Annotated in this window: 15 protein-coding genes; 9 read left to right on the plus strand and 6 right to left on the minus strand. The window is 38.4% G+C overall.

Going from position 1 to position 23,259, the window contains the following annotated elements; translation table 11 throughout:
* The first annotated feature begins 233 nt into the window (after positions 1-233).
* The gene (locus ACMUMK_RS06915) at positions 234-1,472 is read left to right on the plus strand and encodes a cystathionine gamma-synthase family protein (protein WP_414700404.1); all 1,239 of its coding nucleotides are present in this window, start codon (positions 234-236) and stop codon (positions 1,470-1,472) included.
* A 17-nt stretch (positions 1,473-1,489) separates the two neighbouring features.
* Here the strand turns inward: ACMUMK_RS06915 and ACMUMK_RS06920 are convergent, their stop codons facing one another.
* Positions 1,490-1,873 (minus strand): VOC family protein, encoded by a 384-nt coding sequence (locus ACMUMK_RS06920; protein ID WP_414700405.1) that lies wholly within the window; start codon positions 1,871-1,873, stop codon positions 1,490-1,492.
* Between the two features lie 158 nt (positions 1,874-2,031).
* Here ACMUMK_RS06920 and ACMUMK_RS06925 point away from each other — a divergent pair, with 158 nt between their 5' ends.
* Positions 2,032-2,808, plus strand: a complete 777-nt coding sequence (locus ACMUMK_RS06925; RefSeq protein ID WP_414700406.1) for a hypothetical protein — start codon at positions 2,032-2,034, stop codon at positions 2,806-2,808.
* 55 nt (positions 2,809-2,863) lie between these two features.
* Here ACMUMK_RS06925 and ACMUMK_RS06930 read toward each other — a convergent pair whose 3' ends face one another.
* Both ACMUMK_RS06930 and ACMUMK_RS06935 read right to left on the minus strand, forming a co-directional pair.
* On the minus strand, positions 2,864-3,256 hold the full coding sequence (locus ACMUMK_RS06930; protein WP_414700407.1) for an OsmC family protein: 393 nt from the start codon (positions 3,254-3,256) through the stop codon (positions 2,864-2,866).
* A 26-nt stretch (positions 3,257-3,282) separates the two neighbouring features.
* Positions 3,283-4,140, minus strand: coding sequence for a S1 RNA-binding domain-containing protein (locus ACMUMK_RS06935; RefSeq protein WP_414700408.1), 858 nt, complete (start codon positions 4,138-4,140; stop codon positions 3,283-3,285).
* Between the two features lie 157 nt (positions 4,141-4,297).
* Here ACMUMK_RS06935 and ACMUMK_RS06940 point away from each other — a divergent pair, with 157 nt between their 5' ends.
* From ACMUMK_RS06940 to ACMUMK_RS06950, 3 genes are all read left to right on the plus strand, one after another.
* Positions 4,298-5,167: an aminotransferase class IV gene (locus tag ACMUMK_RS06940; protein ID WP_414701378.1), complete on the plus strand. Its 870-nt coding sequence runs from the start codon at positions 4,298-4,300 to the stop codon at positions 5,165-5,167.
* A 54-nt stretch (positions 5,168-5,221) separates the two neighbouring features.
* Positions 5,222-6,310, plus strand: a complete 1,089-nt coding sequence (gene alr / locus ACMUMK_RS06945; RefSeq protein WP_414700409.1) for an alanine racemase — start codon at positions 5,222-5,224, stop codon at positions 6,308-6,310.
* A gap of 104 nt (positions 6,311-6,414) precedes the next feature.
* A complete protein-coding gene (locus tag ACMUMK_RS06950) occupies positions 6,415-7,935 on the plus strand; it encodes a S10 family peptidase (protein WP_414700410.1) in 1,521 nt (506 codons plus the stop codon).
* Between the two features lie 18 nt (positions 7,936-7,953).
* On the opposite strand, the gene cmoB is transcribed toward ACMUMK_RS06950, so the two are convergent.
* Both cmoB and cmoA read right to left on the minus strand, forming a co-directional pair.
* Complete coding sequence (gene cmoB / locus ACMUMK_RS06955) at positions 7,954-8,925, minus strand: tRNA 5-methoxyuridine(34)/uridine 5-oxyacetic acid(34) synthase CmoB (RefSeq protein WP_414700411.1); 972 nt, start codon at positions 8,923-8,925, stop codon at positions 7,954-7,956.
* 130 nt (positions 8,926-9,055) lie between these two features.
* Positions 9,056-9,787: a carboxy-S-adenosyl-L-methionine synthase CmoA gene (gene cmoA, locus ACMUMK_RS06960; RefSeq protein WP_414701379.1), complete on the minus strand. Its 732-nt coding sequence runs from the start codon at positions 9,785-9,787 to the stop codon at positions 9,056-9,058.
* 341 nt (positions 9,788-10,128) lie between these two features.
* Here cmoA and ACMUMK_RS06965 point away from each other — a divergent pair, with 341 nt between their 5' ends.
* From ACMUMK_RS06965 to ACMUMK_RS06975, 3 genes are all read left to right on the plus strand, one after another.
* Entirely contained in the window at positions 10,129-10,761 is a 633-nt protein-coding gene (locus ACMUMK_RS06965; RefSeq protein WP_414700412.1) for a response regulator, read from the plus strand.
* 18 nt (positions 10,762-10,779) lie between these two features.
* Positions 10,780-11,766, plus strand: coding sequence for an adenosine deaminase (gene add / locus ACMUMK_RS06970; protein ID WP_414700413.1), 987 nt, complete (start codon positions 10,780-10,782; stop codon positions 11,764-11,766).
* A 339-nt stretch (positions 11,767-12,105) separates the two neighbouring features.
* A complete protein-coding gene (locus ACMUMK_RS06975; RefSeq protein WP_414700414.1) occupies positions 12,106-17,070 on the plus strand; it encodes a PAS domain S-box protein in 4,965 nt (1,654 codons plus the stop codon).
* 14 nt (positions 17,071-17,084) lie between these two features.
* On the opposite strand, the gene ACMUMK_RS06980 is transcribed toward ACMUMK_RS06975, so the two are convergent.
* On the minus strand, positions 17,085-18,905 hold the full coding sequence (locus ACMUMK_RS06980) for a glycoside hydrolase family 3 protein (protein ID WP_414700415.1): 1,821 nt from the start codon (positions 18,903-18,905) through the stop codon (positions 17,085-17,087).
* Between the two features lie 628 nt (positions 18,906-19,533).
* Between ACMUMK_RS06980 and ACMUMK_RS06985 the strand changes: the two genes are divergently transcribed.
* On the plus strand, positions 19,534-22,977 hold the full coding sequence (locus ACMUMK_RS06985) for a hypothetical protein (protein WP_414700416.1): 3,444 nt from the start codon (positions 19,534-19,536) through the stop codon (positions 22,975-22,977).
* Positions 22,978-23,259 lie beyond the last annotated feature (282 nt).

A 23,259-nucleotide genomic window follows, 5' to 3' on the forward strand; every position in this document is an offset into this window, starting at 1 on the left:
AGAGGCTGATTCTAGGGGATATTGATAGTAAAATAGTTAAGTTATCAAAGTATTATTAAGTCTCTGTAATTTTTTATTATAAGAAAAAGCTTATCAGATTTGGTCCTTTGCAATATATCGGCAACAATACGCCCAATATTTAAATTTACGTTTATTGTCTTAGCACTCATCAATATAGAGTAAAATGCTCGAGATAAACTCATTAACATCGTGCCAGTCACGGAGAGAAAAGATTGAAAAATAAAGGTTTCACCACTCGTCTAGTTCATGCTGATCGCCTTATTAATAGCCCTGAAAGTGGCGCAGTACATCAGCCGACAACTAACTCAGTTTTGTTTGAGTTCAAAGAAGCTCAAGATATTGTTGATGTTTTCCAAGGTAAGCAAGCAGGTCATGTTTATGGTCGTTCATCAACTGGCTCAAATGTCGCCCTACAGAATATTCTAAACTTTTTAGAGGGTGGGGTAGGAGCGGTAACCTTTGCAACGGGAATGGCTGCAATTACAGCGACTATGCTAAGTCTATTTAAAGCAGGTGATCACATATTAGTGAGTCATTTCTTATTCGGAAATACCCGTAGTTTGATTGAAACTATGGGGGCACTTGGAATAGAAGTGGACTTTGTTGACGTAACCGATGTGATAAATGTTAAATCTGCATTCAAAGAAAATACAAAAGCAGTTTACTTAGAAACCATTGCGAATCCTGTTACCCAAGTTGCAGATTTAAGGGCTATCGGACAGCTATGTGAAGACAGAAAGGCTTTGTTCTTGGTAGACAATACTATGACACCTGCCAATATGTTTGATGCTAAGTCTGTGTTGGCGTCTTTAACTATTGGCTCATTAACTAAATATATTGCTGGCCATGGTAATGTTTTAGGCGGTGCGGTTGTAGATACGGGCTTATTCGATTGGGCTAGTTTTGAAAATATATTACCTCTTTATCGCACAGCAGATACTAGCCAATGGGGGTTAACTCAAATTAAGAAAAGAGGGTTACGTGATATGGGCGCAACCTTGGCGCCTGCTTCAGCTCATGCCATATCAGTAGGTCTAGAGACGCTAGCATTACGTACTGAAAAAACTTCTGAAAACGCGTTGCGTTTGGCTACTTATTTACATGGTCATGAGCATGTAGCTGCGGTTTACTATCCAGGGTTAGCAGATCACCCTCAACATTTTTTGGCAAGAGAGTACTTTAATGGGTACGGCGGTATTCTTAGTTTTGATTTGACTGATGGTATCGATCCAATAGCATTTTTAAATGCCTTAGATTTAGTCATATGTGCTACTCACTTAGGAGATACTCGTACTTTAGCGCTTCCTGTCGCTCCAACGATTTATTTTGAGTGTAGTGAGCAACAAAGGAAAGACATGAATATCAGTGACAATATGATACGTATGTCTATTGGCATCGAAGATATTGATGATCTCGTCGCTGACTTTGAGCAGGCATTTGCTAAATTTTAATGAGCAGTATCCGTTAATTATTGTTCATATAACTCTAGCGGAAGTCCATCCGGATCACTAAAAAACGTAAACTTACGCTGGGTATATTCGTCGACTCTTATTGGTTCGACGTCTATACCAGCATCTTGTAAATACTTTGAAACTATTTCGATGGAGTCAACGGCAAAAGCTAAATGGCGAAGGCCTTGAGCTTCAGGAAAACTAGGCCTTGGTGGTGCGTTTTCAAATGAAAATAATTCAATTTGTTCACCATTGGGTAAGCTTAAATCGAGTTTGTATGAGTTGCGTTTTTCTCTGTAATTTTCAGCAATTACTTTAAGTCCCAATATTGAGGTATAAAAGTGTTTAGATACCTCGTAGTTAGAACAAATTATTGCGACATGGTGGAAAGATTTAAGCAAATCGATAACTCTTTTTGTGAATGGGTAAGTTTCAACATATATAGTATTTTCAATCCATGCATATAACAAGATTTGGTTTTTTGTAATGATCCAAGGCTACTTTTATTTAGTTGCAGTAATTCTAAATGCTTAATTTGTCCAGCAAAGCGTTTTTTCGATTGGCGTTGAAATGGTTAGCTATCATTCCTACCATACCGTTTTTATTGGTGTCTTTTGCTTTATCGTTATATTCCTACTGGCCTAGAGACTTCTCTAAGCAGAACAGCTTTGAGATTGGAGACGATATTGAGTACTTTACTATCTCTGCACATGGTGTCCATGACAGCCCCTCAAGCTGGAGTGATTTATTACAAGCTTTGATGCAAGAAAGCCCATACACTAGTTTGTTAAACATCAAGCAGCAAAACCATAGTCTCGATTGGGAAAGGCACTCAAGCAATGTGTTTATTTGCTCTGTTGCCGGTAGGAAATTGGGAGTTGAGATAGGTGTTCGTTTAGCGTCAAAGATAAATATAAAAGGGATTCATGCCGTTGGGCATAGCTGTGGCTCATTTGTGGCACTTGGTATTTGTGAGGGAGCTAAGTCAGTTAAAGCGAATATACTTGTGCAAACGACCTATTTAGACCCTGTTTCGGTTTATTCTGGTGTTTTTTGGGATTATGGTCTGCATAACTTTGGAACATGTGCAGATTTCAGTGATAGCTATATTGATACCCGTGATACTGTTCCTGGTAGTAACTTGCCTTTAGCACATGCTTTTACTTTTGACGTGACTAAAACGCAAGCCGAACAAACTAATCATATCGCTCCACATGCTTGGCCAACCATGTACTACTTAAAGGCTTTTAAACAGCAAAATGTGCCTATATTTTACAATAATCAACAACAGGTTTTAGCTAGATATAAAAAAGGAGAGTTTGTTGTATTAGAGTAAAACTGTTTCCAGCACATCCATCTCCTTAAATTTAGCTATTATCTTGGGACTTAAATTACACTATTTCGTAACTAGTGGTTATATCGACCTTGTTGGCTAACATTAGCATGACCGAGCAATATTTTTCTGCTGATAGCTGCACTGCTCGAGCGACATGTTTCTCAGACAGGTCACTACCCGATACAATATAATGTGCATGAATAGCCGTGAAAAATCGCGGCGCCTCTTCTGCTCTTTGGGCTTCTAATTTGCATTCACAATGGGATATTTGCTTTCTAGATTTTTTAAGGATATCAACTACATCAATTGACGAACAAGCACCAACTGATAACAAAACAGTCTCCATTGGTGTCATATGTTCACCACTTCCATCTAATACTAGATGCTTGCCTGTTTCCGTTTCACAATTAAATTTTAGTTCTTTTTCCCAACTTACTGTTGCTTTCATTTACTCTTCTTTCTTATCTATTTAATTTAAGACTGAGTACCGGATACAAGTGTTACCTTGGTTTTATCCAATAAAATACGTTTTTGTTTGTAAAGTGATCCCAAGGCCTTTTTATAGGTATTCTTACTTACATTAAAGCGTTTAGATATTTCTGCCGCGGGGCTTTTATCGGTTAATGTAGACAGGCCGCCATGGGCTATTAGATCTTCTATTATTTGTTCTTCTAATTCATTACGGGCACTTGGATCATGAAATTGAAAGCATAAGTCAATTTTACCATCCTCACGAACACGCTTAATGTACCCTTCCATTGAGTGACCCACTTTTATGGGTTTGAAAACCTCATCCTTAAAAATTAAGCCAAGATGCGAGCCATTAATAACTGCTTTATAGCCCATCTCTGTTTGACCACATATCAGTAAATCCACTTTTTGTTTAGCCTGATATAAGCCTGACTCTGCATTGGATTCTTCATATAAGAATTCATTTAATTTAGTGGAAGCGGCTAATCTACCTGTTTCTTCATCGCAAAATACATACACAACGTAGGAAACACCTTCTGCCATAGGGTAATCTTGTTCGCTAAAGGGTACCAACAGGTCTTTTTCTAAGCCCCAATCAACAAAGGTTCCTACTTTAGTGATACTCACAACCTTTAAAAAAGCACATTGATCAACAAATGCTTTTGGACGTTTAGTGGTAGCAATAATGCGGTCGTCACTGTCGTGATAAATGAATGCCTTAACTTCATCGTTTACTGCGCAACCCAACGGAGCTGATTTAGTTGGCAACAGAATTTGACCTGCGTCACCACCATCTAGATAAAATCCAAAAGGGACTTCCTTGGAAACAGTTAATGTATGAAATTTTCCGACTTGCAACATAGTAAATTCGATTTTTGAAAGCTAAATAATATGAGCATTGTACCTGATTTATTTATTAGTCAATACGTTACAAAAAAATTAAAGGCCGATAAGATACTCTTCTTTTAATGAATTGATTCATGGCATAATTAGAAACTTGGAACTTAAATTAGTTAGAATGATGATGGATACAAATACTGTTTACCTAAATGGCGAGTTTATGCCAATGACTCAAGCTAAAATTTCTCCCTTAGATAGAGGGTTCTTATTTGGTGACGGTATATACGAAGTTGTGCCTTCTCATAATGGGAAATTAATAGGGTTTAGTTTGCATATGGAGCGTATGCAAAAAGGATTAGACTCTATTGGAATTAAATTATCTAAATCAGTAGATGAATGGCGAGATATTTTTGAAACGCTTATTCAAAAAAATGCTGCTGAAAGCGTCGCTGTATATTTACATGTTAGCCGCGGCGCTGATGTGAAGCGTTTTCATGCTTATCCAGATAATGTCTCACCCACAATATTTGCCTTTGCTTTCGAAATAGCACCAGCTACTGTTGCTGATAGAAAGTTTGTAAAGACATTTAAAGTCACCAGTACTGAAGATTTACGTTGGAAGCGCTGTCAAATTAAATCAACATCTTTGTTAGGCAATGTGATGCATTTACAACAAGGCATAGATGCGGGAGTGAACGAAATTTTACTCTACAACTCAGCTAATGAACTTACTGAGGCCGCTGCCTGTAATGTTTTTATTGTTAAAGATGGCAAGGTTTTCACGCCACCTTTAGATAATCAAATATTGGCAGGGGTTACTCGCAATATGGTTTTAGACATTCTGCGCACCCATAGTGATCTTGAAGTCCAAGAGCGTGTCATCTCCATGGAAGAAGTGAGGCAGGCCGATGAAGTTTGGCTAACCAGTTCTAGTAAAGAAATTGCTCCAGTAGTGGAGTTGGATGGAGAGCACATTGGCGATGGTCAAGTAGGAGCTGTATGGGAGTTTTCTCAAAAGTTATATTCAGCTAACAAGTTTTCATACTAGGCTATTTGCAATAGGCCGTGTCTCATTTATCAGTAGGGATCAGTAACGCAGCTTATGTCCAGACCAGCTAAAATATATGTAGACTTAGACGCATTAAAAGCCAATTATAAATTGGCTCAAACTCTTGCTCCTAACTCATCAACAATCGCAGTGGTAAAGGCTGATGCATACGGACATGGCTCTGTAGAGATATCTAAAGCGCTCCAGTCTAGTGTTGAAATGTTTGCTGTCTCATGTTTAGAAGAAGCATTAACCTTACGTCAGGCTGGCATTGAAAAGCCTATCTTATTACTAGAAGGGTGCTTTAGTGCTGATGAAATCCCTATTGCTAGTGAACACAATTGCCAAATTGTTATACATAATCAAGAACAAATTGAAGCACTGGAAAACGCAGCTATTCATCGTCCAATGCCGGTATGGTTAAAAATCGATACGGGCATGCATCGTCTCGGGTTTGCCCCTGAAGCGCTTCAACGCGTCTATTCGCAACTGCAGCGGTGCCAGCAAGTGAGTAATATTGTTTTAATGAGCCACTTTTCTCATGCTGATGACTTGGCATCCACCAGTGCACAGCGGCAAATCAATATGTTTGAACAATGCCTTGATACTATTCATACCAAGGATATACCCATCAGTCTGGCTAATTCTGCAGCTATTTTAGCCCGTCCTAATAGCCATGGAGATTGGAATCGTGCAGGTATTATGTTGTATGGCTTGAGTCCATTTTTAGAGCCTCAAAAATATGCTGATAAGTTGCAGGCAGTGATGTCGTTTGAATCAAGTATTATTGCTGTGCGCTGGATAAATGCAGGCGAATCGGTAGGGTATGGCGACACTTGGACAGCTAAAAGAAGGTCTTTGATCGCAACTATAGCTGTTGGTTATGGTGATGGTTACCCCAGAACGGCTAAGTCTGGAACACCGGTATTAGTCAATCACCAGAGAGTTTGTTTAGTTGGTAGGGTGTCTATGGATTTAATCTCAGTTGACGTGACTGATTTAAAAGAAGCTAAGGTTGGCGATCATGTTGAGCTTTGGGGGAAAAACCTATCTGCTAATGAGGTGGCGAAATGGGCGGGTACAATAGGCTACGAGTTAGTTACCCGAATGCCAAAACGAGCACAGCGCCTAATTAAATCCTAGTCCAGCTGGTTGGGTTAGTTAAATTGGTACTAAAGTTTCACTCAGTAAAATATATATCTAATGCAGTTAAGCTAACTGTATTGAAGACTTAATTAGGAGCCTTTATGTTTAAAAGCAAAACTGTAAAGTTGTGTGTGTTCTTCGTAGGGATAGCAGTAAATATCGCTGTTTCAGCGCAGGAGCCAAAAGAAAGTGAAGAAAAGAGTCAAAAAAGCATTCCAAAGCTAGTCAGTTTTCACACATCACATAAAGGCAAATTTAACGGTGTTAAAGTTAATTATGATGTAGTTGCAGCTGAAACAGCACTGTCCAATGAAGAAGGCCTGGTGGTTGGCCACTTGTTTTCAACAAGTTATTTTAGAACTAATGACAAAAATACTAATCGTCCTGTTGCCTTTATTTTTAATGGTGGGCCGGGGTCGGCATCTACTTGGTTACATATGGGGTTATTAGGGCCAAAAAACATTAATGTAGTCAGTGACGCTTCAAGTGATGACGGGGCTGCACCTTTTGGTCTCAGTGACAATGAATTGACAATACTGGACAAGGCAGATTTAGTGTTTATTGACCCTATAGGTACTGGGTATAGTCGATTAGTTGGTGATGGAAAAGCAGAAGATTTTTGGGGGTTAAAAGCAGACACAGACTCAATTGCTGAATTTATTAGAATTTGGATAACTAAGCATAAACGCTGGAATTCTGCTAAATACCTTATAGGTGAAAGTTATGGTAGCCCAAGAGCAGTAGGGGTGGCTAAGGCGCTACGCTCTAATGGTTTAGACATAGCATTGAATGGCATAGTGATGATATCCCAAGCTATGGATTACACTGGCAGTACCCCAGTGGATGATAATCTATTAGCATTTGTTACTTATTTCCCAACATTAACTGCTGTTGCCCATTATCACCAAAAAGCAGGAGTAGGAGAGCCACTCGAATCTTTCCTAGATAAAAGTCGTACCTTTGCTGTTGATGAATATTTACCTGCTTTATTTAAAGGTAATTTATTAAGCGCTGCTGAAAAGCAAGAGATTGCCGCTAAAATGTCTTCTTTCATAGGCTTAAGCCAGACCTATATTTTACAGTCAGACTTAAGAATACTGTCTGGTCGCTTTGCAAAAGAGCTACTCAGAGATGAAGGCAGAACCATTGGTATACTTGATGGCCGTTATACTTCTGAAGAGATTGATGTGATTGCTGGACGCCCAACCAGTGATGCTGCCAGTGAAAGTATAGGTAGTGCATATGCTGTTGCCATAAATGAATACATGCAAAATGACCTTAAAGTTAACCTGCAAACTCCATATTATCTTAGTTCTTCGAAAGTGGGCAAAAACTGGGATTGGTCAGCTATAGAGCCAAACGCCTATGGGGAACCTGAATATGTAAAAGTAGCCAGAATACTGAGCAAAGAAATGCGTCAAAATAAGGATTTAAAATTGTTGGTAGCCAGTGGCTACTATGATTTAGTTACTCCGTTTTTTGACGCTGAGTATACGGTTGCTCGTCATGGTTTTCAGCGTAAAAATGTTACTATGACATATTACCCAGGTGGTCACATGATGTATGTCCACAAGCCATCTCATAAGCGTTTGTTACAAGACATATACGATTTTATTAACTAACCAAAAAGTCAACAGAGGTTACTTTTCAGCAATTAATACTGCTCTTAATGGAGCAGGGTAACCTTCAATCGTTTTATTGTGATCATCAGGATCTAAAAAGTCTTCCAGTGACTGAGTGTCCATCCATTCAGTTGCTCGTTGCTCTTCAATTGTGGTTTGTGCCAAATCAACTACTTTGATATTTTTAAATCCAACCCTCTGTAACCAAAGGGTTAAAGCAGCCGTACTAGGTAAATACCAAACATTACGCATTTGTGCATAACGCTCTCCAGGCATAAATACGGTTTGCTCATCCCCCTCGACTACTAGAGTTTCAAGTACTAATTCACCACCTTTACGTAGTTGGTTTTTTAATTGGTACAAAAAGTCTATTGGGCTTCTCCTGTGGTACAAGACTCCCATGGAAAATACAGTATCAAAGGCATTAAGCTCGGGGAGTTGCTCAACCCCAACCGGCATTAGGTGTATTCTAGGATCAGGATTGAAATGCTTTATTGCTTGAAATTGCATTAAAAATAACTGCGAAGGGTCTGCACCGACAACCATTTTTGCGTTTTCACCTAACATACGCCACATGTGATAACCGCTGCCACAACCAACGTCCAGTACGTATTTATCTTTTAGGCTTTGAATATGAGGTTGTACTCTGTCCCACTTCCAATCAGAACGCCACTCAGTGTCAATATGCACACCGTGAATATTAAATGGTCCTTTACGCCATGGCATAAATTGTTTGAGTAAGCCGGTAAATTGTTTTTGGGTGTATTCATCTACATCCGATGCAACACCAAACTCGACTCCTTCACTAATATTAATTTTTGAAACATCAGTGTTAGGCAGCTTGTTAAGTAGTTTTACCCATTTATTAAAGTCGCCATGTAATTGCTCTTTATGCCAAGTCGCAATTTGTGCTGGTAATACCTCTAACCAATGGCTAAGAGGGGAGTCAGCTAATTGCTTATAAAAATCGTTGAACCAAGTGACAGCCAAGAGGCCTCCTTAATTTTGCTAGGCTCTTTTGTTGGCATCTAGCATTGAGAAAAATTGATATTACTATTGCAAAAAATAAACGGGATAAAGAAGCATTTATTTCTACTTAACTAAAATAGGTGTGCTTAATCTAAGACTTTATCGCCACCATAGAAGAAAAATTGAAACAGGTAAACCAGTGAACGAGATCGTCAAAGCCAGCTGCTGTTATCCGAGATTTATGCTGCTCAAATGACTCTATCCGCATTACATCTTCTAAGGCTGTTCGTTTTTGACTGATTTCTAACTCGCTGTAACCATTACGACGTTTAAACTCATGATGTAAATCTATTAATAACTCATTGCCCTTTTGTGTACTATGACTTAGCTTTTCGGACAAGATGAGTATACCGCCTGGCTTTAAACCATTATAAATTTTTTGGATTATGGCATCCCTTAATTGTGGATCAATAAACTGCAAAGTGAAGTTCATTATGACCACGCTAGCTTCGTTGATATCTATATTTTGAATATCATTGCAAATGACGGTAATTGGGGTGTTAGCTTTAAATGCTTGTACATGTAATTCGCAGCGCTTGGCCATGGCTTCTGAGTTATCAACTGCGATAATTTTACAGTTTTTAGCCTGAATATATTTACTAGCTGATAGACTTGCAGCGCCTAATGAACACCCAAGGTCGTAAATTGATGTATTGGGCTGTGCAAATTGCGCACTAATTTGGCCAATTGTATCAACAATAGTGTTATAGCCGGGAACAGAACGTTGGATCATATCCGGAAATACTTCTGCTACGGATTGGTCAAAACTAAATGCATCTACTTTCTGAGGTTTTGAATAAATGGCGTCTTTGCTTGATTGCATCATAAATTGCGGGATTTAGAATAAATTTCCGCAATTCTACCTGCGAGGCTAATTGCAATCAATTTTCATCAATAGATAACTGTTAATTATAAAGTTGGCGATGAGTGATTAAAATGTGACGATGAATTTTATACACTTGTTATTAATCAACTTTTTAGTTGGTGATTATTGACATCAAGCCGATACACAGACATTAATACAATAAAATAACAGTAAATTTGATCTGTATCCTGTTTAGGTATATCCACAAGCGGGGATTCTTAGTACTCTTACAATACAACGGAATACTGTGAATTCAGGGTCAAAGCTATCCTGATAAAAAACAAGACAAGGTTACATGAATGACAACTTTTTTAATTGCTGATGATCATCCTTTATTTAGAGAGGCTTTAGTAGGTGCTTTAACACCGCTATTTGAAGATCTTAATATTAAACAGGCTGACTCATTAGATTCTACGATTGCTACGCTGAAGAGTAATAAACCTTTTGACTTAGTTTTATTGGATTTGAATATGCCGGGTTGTGACAGCTTTTTGGGGCTTATAAGAGTTTTACAAGCATTTCCAGATTTGCCAGTCGCAGTTATTTCTGCAAGTGATTCAACTCAAGTTGTCAGCAAAGTCATGAGTTTAGGTGCAAGAGGATTTATCTCGAAAGTCACGCCTACTAGCACTATAGCCGAAGCCTTAAAACATATTTTGAATGGTGGTACTTGGGTACCAGAAGCCCATAAAAAATCTATTGAGGTAGAGTTGCCCACTGTCGATGTTGCAGGTTTAGTTGCAGAGCTTACTCCTAAACAATTTAAGGTCATTAAGTTGTTACAAGATGGTTTGCTAAATAAACAAATAGCATCAGATCTTAATATTACAGAGGCCACTGTTAAAGCTCACATAAGTGCAATATTTAAAAAGCTAGGGGTAAAAACCCGCACCCAAGCAGTTCTTTTATTAAAAGAATTAGACATAGAATAACGATAAAATTGAGCCTCAGTGATTAACCTTTCTTTACCTTTAACGGATTTACATCGGCATCTAGACGGGAATATACGTCTGTCAACCATTTGGCAATTGGCCCAAGAGTTTTCAATAGAGCTTCCGTACACTTCATTCGACGATTTTGCTAGGAAGGCTTTTACCCATGATAATGTCACTGACTTGCTGGGTTTTTTACATAAAATGGAATTGGGTGTTTCTGTATTGGCATCAGAGCAAGCTTGTTACCGTATTGCCTATGAAAATGTTGAAGACGCAAAACTTGCGGGCCTAACTTACGCTGAGCTTCGCTTTTCTCCAAGCTTTATGGCAAGGCACCACAACTTACCTATCGAAGCCGTAGCCGAAGCCGTCATAGCTGGTACTGCAGGTGCTAGTAAAGCTTTAAATATGCCTGTACAGCTTATTGGAATTTTAAGCCGAAGCTACGGTGTAGAAAATTGTCAACAAGAGCTCAATGCTTTACTTCAATATAAACATCAAATTTGTGCATTAGATTTAGCTGGCGATGAAAAAGGCTTTCCAGCAAAACAATTTAGTGATCATTTTAAAGCTGCTCGCGAAGCCTCTTGGGACATAACCGTTCATGCGGGAGAAGCAGATGGCCCAGATAGTATTTGGCAAGCAATCGAATATCTTGGTGCAACAAGAATTGGTCATGGTGTGGCAGCCGCTCAAGACGACAAGCTTTTAGATTACATGGCTAAAAATGAAATTGTGGTCGAGTGCTGTTTGACGTCTAACTATCAAACTGGGGCATGTATAGACACTGCTAACCACCCAATTAAGACTTTTTTGAATCGAGGACTATTAACTACCTTAAATACTGATGACCCAGGCGTTTCAGGTATTGAAATTTCCCATGAGTATGATGTAGCTAAAAACATAGTTGGTCTGTCTAACGTCCAGTTAGAGCAATTACAAATAAACGGTATCAAAGGATCCTTTGCATCCGAAGATTTTAAAAAGCGCTTTTTATCTTAGCCCTTTTAAAGGGGCGCTCAACCATTCAAATAAAGTATATATTTGCAGCCAAAGCAATAACCGTTGTAGTTTTAAACGAAATCTTACTCCCCTTTATTATCTTAGAGATATTCAGATAGTTGAATGTTTTAACAGGTGTTTTTCACAAAGGCTTTAAAAAGCTCAGTGGTAAATTCTGATAAACCTTAATTAAGCCCACAAAATAGCCTAGTAGGTAGGTATTTTATTTAATACCTAGATGCTTTAGCTCACATCTTTTTAACCAGTAACTTATTATATTCTACTAAAAATTCTAATTTTCAAATTGGCGCCTTAGCGCCCAAAACTAGGCTGTTAAAGTTGATTAAAAATATTTGTTTAAGTTTACTGCTGGTAAGTAATGCAAGCTTTGCAGTGGGACAAAAAGTACTAGAGCAAAGCGTTGAGACCATAAATTTAGGGCTTATTGGCGCTGCTTCAACGTTCGCCTTTTTAGTACTTACGTTACTTATTTCAAAGTTTAATCTTTACCGGTTACGGAGAAAGCTAGCTCGTCACGATAGTGAGATGGCTGCTAAACAAGCATTGTTAAATGATTTTAAGGTGGGCATGCTACACATTAATGGCGCCGGTGAAATTATCTTTGCTAATACAGTAGCCGCTTTTCTATTAGGCAGTAATCAAAAAAGTTTAACCAACAGATCTGTATTTGAATTTTTTAATAACGATGAACAAGAGCAGCTCAGCAAAGGCTTGTCATCTCCTAAATACAGCCATTTTCAAACTTATGTAAAAACTAGTAAGCGCCATTTACAGTTGGGCTTTGTTCAACATCAAGATGAAATTAACAAGATCAGCAATGTTATTTCTTTAGTCGATATTAGTAATTATCAAACTGAAATTTCTGTTCACAAAGACCAGTTAAATTACTATGAATCCGCTCTTGATAGTAATCAAATTGGCCAGCTTTCTATAGATTTAGAGGCTAAAACATTTTCAGCTAATCAGGTTTTTGCCAATTTGCTTGACCGTGACGATATCTTTTCTGGTGAGCTTAAGGATTTCACAGCGCTAATCGATAAAAAAGATATATTTGATTGGGAGCAAGCTATAACCCAAGCAAAAGCTAAAGATAGGTTTGAATTAAATTTGGGGATCTTAATAGGCCATGATCAACAACCAAAAGTAAGTGGTACGGTGCCTGTTGATAATATTCATTCTAGAGTACTACCTGCTAGGCTAGTTGGCATGTGCCGTGAAAAAGACAAAGCAGGGAATAGCGTTCGCTTTGACTTTGTTGTCTATGATAGGTCTGAAATTGAAGAGTCAAAACGTTTAGTTCAAGCAAGTTATCAGCAAATTAAAACTCATATACATAGTAACCCTAACCCTGTTTATGTTCTTGATAATGAAAGTAGATTTGTTGATTGTAATACCGCATTTGAAAAGCTTTTTAATGTGAAGTTAAAGAGTATCCAGCAAAAAGGTATAGAGGTCATCACAGGGCTGCCAAAGCATATAGTTAAACTCCATAGTGAAACAGGTACAAATTTTGGTGGTCTTAATGTAGGCCATGAAAAAGAGTTTGAAGTGACCCAGGAGGATGGCAGTACTCATATTATTAAATTAAAACTTAAGTTTTATTCTGATGATAAAAATAATCGTGCAGGTGCCGTGTGCATGTTACAGGACTTAACTGAGCTAACCCGTGCGAAGCAAAAGCTGGTAGAAGAGCGAAAACACTTTACTACTATTTTGGATTTAGCTCCGGCTGCTGTCGCTACCATAGACGCAGAAGATAGGATCATACAAGCTAACATTGCAATGACAGACAGGTTAGGCCTCAGTGAAAGGGAGCTTAAAAAGGATACCTTTTATCAGCTGTTTTCCGACCCCAGTAACGCAGGTAAGGCTGCTAAAACGATACATAAAACTGGCCGCCTAAGAGCCTTTCAAGCTAAGCTCAAGGGTAAGAAAGACGAGTTGCATCCGAGTGAATTACATGTCGATTTATTAAATAAAGAGCGACAAGAATATCTTTGTTGGATATCAGACAGAACGGGTGAGCAATATCATCAAGATAAGTTTGACGGCCTATTACTCCACAGCAGTATGCCAATGGCAATTTTAGGGGAGGGAGGATTTACGAAACTTAACCCTGCCGCCTGTGATTTCTTTGAGGTTGAAGATGAGCAAGAGTTACTTGGAAGTACTCCTTATGCGGATAACTTAAACATTGATCATATAGCAACTGAAGAACTAGAGAGGCACATCACTAAAGTCAAATTAGATGGGCAAGCCAAGTCAATGCCTTGGCAGCATCAGGTCAATCAACAGTTATTACCTTGCCATGTTACCTATGTGCCTATGTACAAAGGGAAAGAATTTGATTCGATTTTATGTATTTGGGCTGACTTTAGAGAGATTCAACAGGCCGACCAAGCTCGTATAGAAGCTATAAATAAACAAAAAGCCGCCGCTCAACAGGCAGAAGAAAAGCAAAAGTTATTTGAGTCCAGTCAAAAGCAATTGGAAACCAAAACTCGCAGCTTGGTTGATACAGAAAGTAAGTTGCAAGTAGCCCAAGAGCATCTTTCAGAAAAACAAAATGAATTTAGTGATTTACAACAAGCTCACGAAAATATCACCCATCACCTGAAGCAGCTCCAATGTGATTATAACGCAAGTCGAGAAGAGTTAAGCCAAGTCCAAAGTGCAAATTCAGAGCTAACGATACAACTTCAAGAATCAACAGAAAAAGTGAGAGGTTTGCAGGAGCAAAGAAATCAAATTTCAGATGCATTGCAAAATAGCGAACAGAAATATAAAACAGCCCAAGAAGAGCTAGTTGCAAGTGAAAGAAATACCGAAGAGTTAAAACAACAGCAGCTTCTGCAACAAGCTAAAATGAATGACTTTGTAGCAGAAATAGAAGAACTGCAGCAATCAATTGGCGCTAAAGATCAACAGATTACTGAAGTTGGCAGTCAAATCATGTCTTTGCAATCTGAATTAAACCGTTCGGATGATGTGAGTGATAAATTACGTAAACAGTTAATGAACCAACGAAAAGCCAGTGAAGAGGCGCAAAAGCAAAAACGTAATATCGAACAAACTTACAAAATGGCGCAATCAGAATTAAGTAATAAAGTGCGCCATGTTGAGCATTTACAAAGTGAAATGCAAAAGTTTGAAGAAATGTCTAATCAGCAAAAAGGAGACATGGAAAAACAGCAAAGTCAGCTAACTCAAGAGCTAGCGGAAAAACAACAGCTGTTACAACAAACCCAAGAAAAGCTTAATGAAACTGAACGTGCGGCCACTAGAGAAAAGCAGGCCAGAGAAGAGCAACAAAAGCGCTTCGATCAGTTGCAGCGAGAGTTAAGTGAAATGGAAAGTCGAAGCCAGTCCCAGCAAGAGGAAATGGTTAAGATTGAGCAACAGTGGGTAAGTAAACAGCATAAAGTGCAACAAGAGCTTGAAGCTAAACAATTACAGCTCCAAGAAACAGAGCAATATTTACATCAAGCCAAACAGCAAAGTGAAGCTGAAAAGGCGCAAAGAAAACAGCAAGAAGCTGTATTTGAAACCTTGCAAGCTGAATTAGCTGAAATGGAAACTCGCCATCAGAAACAGCAGGAAGAAAGTGCCCTACGGGACCAAAAATGGCAACAACAGCAACAAGATATGCACCAAGAGTTGTTAGCAAAACAACAGTTATTACAAGTAACCGAGCAAAACTTAAAGCAGGCTAAAAAGCAGACTAAAGAGGAGAAAAAAGAACAACAGGCTTTATTTGATAAGTTACAAGCCGAGTTGCTAGAAATGGAGTCACGTAATTCAAAACAACAGCAGCAAATGGCTCAAAGTGATGCTGAGTGGCAACTTCAACAGCAGAAAGTACAAGAAGAGCTCAAAGCCAAGCAGCAACAACTACAACAAACTGAGAAGCAGTTGTTACTGACAAAACAGCAAACAGAGGCAGAGAAGGCCCAAAAAGAACAGCAACAAGCTCTTTATGAAAAATTACAAGAAGAGTTGTTAGAAGTTGAAAAGCGCAGTGAGCAACAAGAACAGGCTATTGCCCAAAGTGATCAAGACTGGAAGCGACAACAACAAGCGTTAAAAGATGAAGTGGAAGCAAAGCGTCAGCAACTAAAAAATACCCAGGTTAATTTAGATGATATTAAGCGCCAAGCAGATGCAGAAAAGCTTGCACGTATTGCCCAGCAACAGAAGTTAGAACAGTTGACTGTAGAGTTAACAGATGTTGAAAGCCGAGCAATTAAACAACGTGAAATGATCCAAGGCAGCGACGAGCAATGGCGTGCACATCATGCTGAAATTGAAGAACAAAAGAAACAGCTGCAATTAGCGCTTGTTGAAGCTGAAAAACAAAACAACCAATTAAAACAGAAGCTACATAATAATTTAGAGCAATTACAAGATGCTGAGTCTCAGGTGAATGAAACCCAAAGCGCTGAGCAAAGTTTACAATTGGAATTGAGTAATGCTAAACAGCAAGCAGACTTTTTACAAACTCGTTTAGCCTTGCAAGAACAGCAAGAGAAAAAACTACAGCAACAACTAGCTCAGCAGCAAAGAAGCTTACAAGGAAGTGAAAAGAGCATTCAATCCCTTGAGGAGAAACAAGCACAGCTAACTGAAGAATTAGAAGCCGTACAAAAAGAGTATTCTCAAAGTAAAGAGTCTTTGCATGCCCAGCACAGCGATCATGAAGCCTTGACTAAGCAGCTGCAAAAATTAGAGAAAGAGTTAACAAGCAGTAAAAATCAATTAGATAGTAAAGAAATGGCTTTGCAAGATGCTCAACAACAGCTGCAGACTAATCAGGCTAAATTAGCAGAGCAAGAGTCCGCTTTATTATCAGCTCACAAAGAAGAATTGCAGCAGGCCGCTGAGCAGGTGCCCGTTAGTGTTAATGAAAAGCAATCTGCAATTGGGAACATAGAAATGCCAAGTGATCCTAGTGTGTGGTTTGACCTACTGCCTTACCTCCAGAAGTATCAAAGTAATAAGGCACTGCCTGTTGCTCTTACTGAACTTATGGATGAATTACAAAAAGGAATTGAAGATACCAATAACGCTGTAGATGAAGATGATGTAACTAAGATTTTAAGTGGCGCTCGTAAGCTAGGCTTGGTCGCAGATAAAGTAAATTCAGATGCTTTAACAGATGTTGTTAACAGGTTAGAAGCTGATTGTAGACAAGGTTTAGTGGACAATATTGCTATTTCTTGGCCCACAGTGCAGCGTTCTTTGAATAATACCTTACGGGTGATTTTTTCTCACTTACATGCTTAACGTTACTCACTAAATTATGGGTACTTTAATCCGTACCCATATGAAAATAGGCTTGTTTTATTGTCGTCAGCAGAGGTTTTAGGCCAATCGAAAGCGAGTTTTCCTTGAAAGTTTTTGTCGCCAAATAGAAGATCTGCGACGCCTTGTCCTTCAGAACCAGGTAGCCAAGCTGCCACAAAAGCAGATGATAGGGCCATTTCATTGTCAATGATAAGGGGCCTGCCCGAAATTAATACAGTAATAACGTGTATCCCCTTATCGGTGATGTTTTTTATGGTTTGTATATCTTCTGGATGAAAATCAGATAGTTCCAGGGAATCTCCATATGCTTTGAGTAATTTCATTTGCCCATTTATTTTAGTACCTGATTCTAATACCTGTTTATCATCAACCCGAATATCACCTTGCCCTTCTGAATAGGGGGTTTCTCCTATTACGACAATTGCAAAATCGTGAAGTGCTGGATCTGCGTCTTCTCCTTGGTTTTGACTTAATGTAGCATGCTTGGCTAAGGAAGATATTCCTTGCCAAATTGAGGTACCACCTTGAATACATTTGTTACCTGAAATACCTTGCCAATTAATAGTAAACCCACCACATTGATGGCCTATGTTATGGGCATTTTTACCCGCTACAAGTATTTTGGATTGTTTGCTTAAGGGGAGGATATTGCTTTCATTTTTTAGCAACACTAAAGATTTTTGCACTGCTTCTCGGGCGACTTGTCTATGTTCACTAGAGCCAAATGATGCATGATTTGACCATTTCCTTTTTGCTGGGCTAGGTTTATCAAATAAACCAAATGCAAATTTTACAGTTAATATACGCCTAACAGCATCGTTTATTCGGGAAATAGCTACTGTACCTAACTCGACATGACTAATGAGGTTATCTATAAACATTGCCCAGTTTCTTGGAACCATGAACATATCTATTCCAGCATTTACTCCCAAAGCGACGGCGAGGTAAAAGTCTTCAGCTAAGTAATCAATACCCTGCATGTCAGAAATGATTATGCCTTCAAATCCTAATTTTTGCTTTAAAGTATCGGTTAACAAAAATTTGTGTCCATGGCACTTGTCTCCATTCCAACTGCTAAAAGATACCATGATACTAAGTACGCCTGATTCTATTGCTTTTACAAATGGCGGGATATGAGTTTTCTGTAATTCTTCCCAGCTCAAAATAGCATCGCCATGGTCAATTCCATAGCTTGCTGCACCATCAGCTATCCAATGTTTAGCACATGCCATTATATAGTCATCAGACAAGTCTCCCTGTAACCCTTTAACCATTTCTGCTGCATATTTAATAACGGGTTTTGGCTTTGATGCATAGCTTTCATAGGTGCGGCCCCAGTGGGTATCATGAGCGATTGCTAGGTTGGGAGCAAAACTCCAGTCCACCCCAGTTGCTAATACTTCTTTGGCGGTTATAGTGGCAATTTTTTTTAACAATTTTACATCGTTAGCTGCACCCAAGCCTATATTATGGGGGAACACTGTTGCGCCGCTGACATTATTGTTGCCATGAACCGCGTCTAAACCATATAAAATAGGGATCCCTAAATGGGCGTTGTCTTTTTGGGTTGATGCTTGCCAATAAGCCTCATTCATATTTACCCAACCTTCAGGATGATTATTGTTTGGGCTTGAACCTGCGCTGCTTAAAATTGAACCTATATGATATTGCCTTGCTTGCTCTGGCGTACAGGTCATGCGTTCAGCTTGAGTCATCTGACCGACTTTTTGCTCGATAGTCATATTATTAAGTAAGGTGTCGACCTTTTGTTGAATCAACTTGTTTTGCAGCAAAGCTTGACTGTGTTTCTTCATCTAAAAATTTAAACGCTTCTAATAGGGTTGTTGCATGGTAATGTGTATAAAGATCCCAAGTTTGTATTGAATTAGGTGTTTCAACTGAATTAACTGGTTAGCGTCAACTAAAAACTTCTAAGTCATATTAAGTTATTTATTGGGACGCACTAGTTAACTTTGTTATTTAAAGGTAATTTTTATACTTTTTATTAACATTGTAACCTTATTTTACTTTGGTGTTTACACAATGAAAATAAGTCAAAATGAACCAAAAGTAAGGCCAGTTGGACTATTTTTATGAAAACGTTTTCTTGATTTTTACTTGAGAGTTCAATAAAGAAGCTAATGAAGGCGGCAGCCCCTTATTTTAAGGTAATGTTTGTTAGATAATGGCCTCTAGGCCGCAAAGTATCTCTTCAAGAGTTAGGTAAACAATAAATCTTGTTGGTCGTGGCTTACGTCCTGTTTGGCTTGTTTTAATTGCGAATTTTTACTGATTTATTAGCCTCTGTGCTTTTTAATTACTATGCATTAATAGCATCATAGAAATTAACATATTAGCTCGACGCTTCCTTAATTAATCCAAGATTATGAATTATAGGAAGACGCCTACCTTAACCCTATTTTTCATGAAGTGAGTGTTACGATGACTGAGTTTGCTGAGGCAAATCAAACTACAAGTGGTGAATTTATTGATATGGCAGGTGAGCGTTATTATGCCATTCGTAACCTAGATAAAATGAAACCATTTTTTATTAGCTTAGTGTCAGATAGTGACCACTGGTTATTTGTATCCTCCACTGGAGGATTAACAGCTGGGAGAGTCTCTCCTGAAACGGCATTATTTCCTTACGCTCCCGTAGATAGAATTCATGAAAGTTACTTAAATACGGGTCCTAAAACACTAATTAAGCTTGGCTTGTCTAGTAACACCTATCACTGGCAACCTTTCAATAGAGACTATAATCGCCAATTTAAAACCGTTCAGAATTTATATAAAAACACAGTAGGAGACAAACTTTGCTTCGAAGAAGTTAATGTCGACCTAAAGTTAGTATTTCGTTATACCTGGAAAACAAGTGACGAGTTTGGTTTTTGCCGAGATTGTGAACTTGAGAATTTAAGTGATGAACCTGTAAAAATTGAATTAGTAGACGGTTTACAAAATATTTTACCAGCTGGAACTCCTCGTTTAACCCAAAGTGTATCGAGTAATTTAGTTGATGCCTATAAATGGTCAGAGCTTGACGAAACAACAGGGCTTGCTATGTATACGGTTTATTCAGGGATAACCGATAGAGCAGCTCCAAGTGAGTCACTAAAAGCCAATACTGTGTTTTCAATTGGGTTAAACAACCCAACAATTTTGTTAAGTAATGAACAGTTAAGTGCTTTTTCTGAAGATAGTTCTTTAGTTACAGAGACTTTTAAAAGAGGAATTCGAGGGGCTTATTTTGTTAATGCTCAAGTAACCATTGGGATTAAATCTAAACAAAATTGGAAATTGCTTGCGAATATCGAACAAAGTCAAAGTCAAGTGGCTAACCTTTTAGAAAAATTAAGTAATAAAGACTATGTAGGTGATTTGGTTGATAGGTCTATTTTAGACGGCTCCAACAAACTTATAAAAATAGTGGCAGCGACAGATGGCCTTCAAGTTACAAATGAAGAGAACGTCTGTGTCCACCATTATGCAAACACCTTATTTAATGATTTACGAGGTGGGGTGTTCAATGACAAATATTCAATATTAACTAGTGACTTTATCGAGACCGTTAAAGCCTTTAACCAAGTTATCTGTAACAGGCATATTGGTGCATTGCAGCAACTTCCCAGAACCATGGAAGTTAGTGCGTTTACCGCTGCTATTGCTAGCTTAGAAGATCTTCAATTACAGCGCTTAGCCAATGAATATTTACCTATAACCTTTGGCCGCAGACATGGCGACCCTAGTCGACCTTGGAACCAATTTGAGATTAAGCTAAAGGATACTCAAGGCGAGCCTTTACTTTCCTATCAAGGTAATTGGCGAGATATTTTTCAAAATTGGGAGGCGCTAACCTTCAGCTACCCTGAGTTTATTGAAAATGTTATTTCTAAATTTATTAACGCTTCAACTATCGATGGATATAACCCTTACAGGATTACCAAACAGGGAATAGAGTGGGAGATTGAAGAGCCAGAAGACCCTTGGAGTTTTATTGGTTACTGGGGCGATCATCAGATTATTTACCTTCAAAAAATGCTTGAGTTGTCTCATAAGTTTCATCCAGAGCGTTTGAATAAAATGTTACATCAAGACATGTTTTGTTATGCGAATGTGCCTTATCGAATCAAGTCATTCGAAAGTATATTAAAGGATGCAAAAAACACTGTTGATTTTGATGAATACGCAGCGCAGATTATCGATAAAAGAGTGCTGGAAATAGGCTTTGATGGGAAATTGATTTTGGATGAAGAGGGGGAGGTTTATCAAGTAAATTTACTTGAAAAGCTAATAGTTCCTCTGCTTTGTAAACTAGGAAATTTTGTTGTTGATGGTGGCATTTGGTTAAACACACAAAGGCCAGAATGGAATGATGCTAATAACGCTATTGTAGGTCAAGGTTTGTCTATGGTTACCCTCAACTACTTGAGCCGTTATGTTAGGTTTTTCCAATCATTGATTGATAACGAAACTGGTGAGGTTAATGTCTCATATGAAGTGGTTTTATGGTTACATGAATCCACCAGAATACTGTCGAATTTATGTGGGAAATTGAATGGTAAACCAGTCTCTAGTGCTCTGCGTTTTGAGGTTTTAGCAGAGCTTGGCACTGCAGCGTCCCGTTATCGTTTAGCCGTATACCAGAGTCAAAGGTTTAGCCACAAAATAGAATGTAATATTACAAAAATAAAAGAGTTATTGAGCTGCTCATTAAAGGTAATAGAACACACCATTGAAACCAGTAAACGTAGCGATGGACTGTACCATTCTTATAATTTACTCGAGATATCATCTAACACTGCCACTGTGACTCACTTGTATCCCATGTTAGAAGGCCAAGTTGCTGCTCTTAGCTCTGGTGCTATCCCCATAGAGGAAGTGACTAAAGTGATAGATAGATTGTTTGAAAGCGATATTTATCGTGCTGATCAGAAAACATTTATGCTTTATCCAGATCGCGCTCAAATTCCATTTTTACAAAAAAATATTCTTACTGAATCTCAAGTAAAGCCTTCTCCAATATTAATGGAGATGTTAACCAAGAAAGATGAACGTATTGTTTTACGTGATGTTCAAGGGCGTTATCGCTTTAATGCAAATATTAAAAACAATGACGATTTATTAGAGCAACTCGGCAAACTTACGACCTCCTACGACAAACTGGACTTCCATGCCATCAGTCAAATCGAAAAAATTTATGAGGAGGTTTTCAATCACAGTGCGTTCACGGGAAGGTCCGGTGGTATGTTTGGTTTTGAAGGCTTGGGGTGCGTGTATTGGCACATGGTGGCTAAACTCTTGTTAGCAGTAAAGGAAAATTACGACAGAGGGATTGCTGAGTCAGCAGAGCCAGCGGTGCTTAAACATTGTGGGGAGCTCTACTATCGAATAAGAGAGGGTATTGGTTTCAATAAAACCCCAAAAGAGTATGGTGCTTTTCCATGTGACCCATATTCACATACACCAAAGCATGGAGGAGCCCAGCAGCCTGGAATGACAGGCCAAGTTAAAGAGGAAATTCTTACTCGTTTTGGAGAACTAGGGATTGATATTAAAGGAGGTAAAATACACTTTTCTCCCAGTATCTTGCGCCCTCAGGAGTTTTTGGTTGAAGCAAGGGTGCTTCATTACTTTGACGTTAATCATAGGCCAGCTTCTATTGAAGTTCCGGTTAATGGTTTAGGGTTTACTTATTGCCAAGTCCCCATTATTTATGAGATTACTGAGACGCAACCACATCTAGTTGTTAGTTTCTTAGATGGAAGTGTAGAGCGTTTTAAGGGCTCTAGCTTAAGCAGAGAACATAGCAAAGCTTTATTTTTACATGACGGTGAAATTAGGGAAATACGTCTTAGTATCAAAAGAACTCAGTTGTTTGCTTGAAAAACGAGTGCGACATAAGCCCAATTTTAGTCGCTGGGTAATTTATCTTCCATAAGTTTGTTTTTTTCTGTAATAATTATTTTAATGTTTGAGAATTATCACTACTCTTAGCACTTATCAAATCTAAGTATGCTAAGTACAAGCATTAACACTAACGTTGAAGCTAAAGAATTATTAAATGTTTTTTGGTGTTCGGCCGATGATAATAATTAGAAGGTAGAAAGATCGCTTTAATTTTAAGTGTATTTGATTTCACACTTAAGCTCTTTAATGGATTGTATA

The organism is Paraglaciecola sp. 2405UD69-4 (assembly GCF_047525415.1).
Classification (GTDB): domain Bacteria; phylum Pseudomonadota; class Gammaproteobacteria; order Enterobacterales; family Alteromonadaceae; genus Paraglaciecola.